Origin of the sequence: Streptomyces sp. SID11385 (assembly GCF_010548245.1) — a bacterium.
GTDB lineage: Bacteria > Actinomycetota > Actinomycetes > Streptomycetales > Streptomycetaceae > Streptomyces.
Genome location: NZ_JAAGLR010000124.1, coordinates 1 through 2,061 on the forward strand (window position 1 = coordinate 1; position 2,061 = coordinate 2,061).

The window sequence follows — 2,061 nt, forward strand, 5'->3', positions numbered from 1 at the left end:
TACTCGGCGCCCGCGCTGGGGGAGCGGTACGGGGTCTCGGCGACGCCGGTGCGCGAGGCGATGCAGCGGCTCGCCGCCGAGGGGGCCGTCGAGACGGTGCCCAATCGCGGCTTCCGCGTCCTGGCCCGTACCGCGGCCGACGCGGCGGCGCTCGCCGAGGTGCTGCTCCTGATGGAGCTGCCCGTCCTCACCCGGCTCGCCGCCACGCTGCCCGCGCTGCCCCCGGAGCTGCGGCCGCTCGCGCGGCGCACCGAGGAGCTGGCCCGTACGGGCGACCGCACCGGCTACGGCGAGGCCGACCGCGCCTTTCACTGCGCCCTGCTCGGCCTGCACGGCAACCCCCAGCTCACCCGCGTCGCCGAAGCCCTCCACCTCCGCGCGGGGAGTCCGCGCGCCCGCACGCCGCAGGGCTGGGCGGAGGAGGCCGCGCAGCACGCGGCGCTCCTGGACGCCATCGAACGCGCCGATACGGCGACGCTGGTGACGGTGCTGCGCGAGCACCTGGGTGTCCAGGGCTGAGGAACGACCTGCCACGGACCGGCCGGACCCGAGCGCCCGCCCCTCACTCCACCCCCAGCCGTCCCTCCAGCAGCCTCGGCACCCCGCCGAGGAGCCGCCACAGTCTGCGCGCCTCCGTGCGGAGCCGTTCCGCCTCCGGTTCCGGGGCGGTGTCGGCGAGGGCCGCGAGGGTCGGGGGTGTGCCGACGAGGTCGCCCAGCGTCTCGCGCAGCGCGAGGCTCTGCGTGAATCCGTGCCGGGCCTCGGCCACCTCGCCGTCGCGCAGGGCGAGTTCGGCGAGGCGGTACCAGGTGCGGGCGAGGAGGAAACGGTCGCCGTGGGCCGTGGCCCCGGCGTGGGCGCGGCGGTAGGCCGCGCGGGCGGGCTGGGGGGCGTGGGCGAGGTGTTCGGCGATGAGGCCGCGCCGGTAGTCGAGGAGCGGGCGGTGCGGGGAGCCGGGCGCGAGCAGCGCCGCCGCCCGGCCGAGCGCCGAACTCGCCTCGTCGGCGCGGTCCCTGATGCCGAGCGAGGTGGCGAGGTAGGCGAGGTGGCCGCGTTCGCAGGCGGCCGTACCGCGTTCGTCGTCACTGTGCGCGAGCGCCTCGGCCGCGCGCAGCGCGTCCTCCGCCTCCGCCCAGCCCTCGCCCGTGTACAGGCAGCACTCCGCGAGGAGTTCGCAGCGCCGCAGCGCGGCTTCCGCTCCGGGGAGCGGGGCGAGCAGGGAGGCCGCCTCGGTCCAGCAGCCGCGGGAGCGCAGCCGCCACACCGACCGGTCGAACACTTCCGTCTCCCCCGCAGGTCCCGGCTTCGACGTCGATACGGACCAAGGCATGGCGGTGTCCGCCACAGTCCCCTCCTCACATCACGCGCGCCGGTGAGCTGTGACGTGCATCTCAGCACGGCGGGCGGCGGGCCGCCAAGAGGGTGGGTGAAAGTTTTCACAAACGCGCCGGGCGCGTGCCGGGCCCCCGTCGCGAGCCGCGCGCGCCCCCGTACCGCCCGACCTGCGGGGGAGCGGCGGAGGCCGGGACTCCGTTCGTACGCGAGGCTCCCGGGCCGTTCGCGGCGCGTGCGGGGACGGCCCGGATCGCCCGGCGGGGGACGCGGCACCCGGAGCGTTCGCGGCGCGTCGGGTCTCGTCCGGCACCGGGCCCGCGCCGGGCGGGCGGCCCTCAGCTCATCCGCAGCGCCAGGAAGAAGTCCAGCTTGTCCTCCAGACGCGACAGGTCACGCCCCGTCAGTTGCTCGATCCTGCCGACCCGGTAGCGGAGGGTGTTCACATGCAGATGGAGCCGGGCCGCGCACCGCGTCCAGGAGCCGTCGCTGTCGAGGAACGCCTCCAGGGTGGGGATCAGCTCGGCGCGGTGGCGGCGGTCGTAGACGCGCAGCGGGTCGAGGAGCCGGGCGGTGAAGGCGCGCCGCACGTCGTCGGGGACGAAGGGCAGGAGCAGGACGTGCGAGGCGAGTTCCTGGTGCCCGGCCGCGGTGACGGGCCCCGGGCGGGCCGCGGCGACCCGGCGGGCGTGGCGGGCCTCCTCCAGGGCGCCGCGCAGGCCCTCGGCC

Annotated in this window: 3 protein-coding genes; 1 reads left to right on the forward strand and 2 read right to left on the reverse strand. The window is 77.0% G+C overall.

Annotated elements, in window-relative coordinates; translation table 11 throughout:
* Positions 1-519, forward strand: a 519-nt coding sequence (locus G3I42_RS04105) for a GntR family transcriptional regulator (protein WP_164282473.1), incomplete at its 5' end; no start/stop codon positions are given.
* A gap of 43 nt (positions 520-562) precedes the next feature.
* Here the strand turns inward: G3I42_RS04105 and G3I42_RS04110 are convergent.
* Both G3I42_RS04110 and G3I42_RS04115 read right to left on the reverse strand, forming a co-directional pair.
* Positions 563-1,279, reverse strand: coding sequence for a hypothetical protein (locus G3I42_RS04110; protein WP_164282474.1), 717 nt, complete (start codon positions 1,277-1,279; stop codon positions 563-565).
* 391 nt (positions 1,280-1,670) lie between these two features.
* On the reverse strand, positions 1,671-2,061 hold a 391-nt coding region (locus tag G3I42_RS04115), incomplete at its 5' end, for a helix-turn-helix domain-containing protein (RefSeq protein ID WP_203606338.1).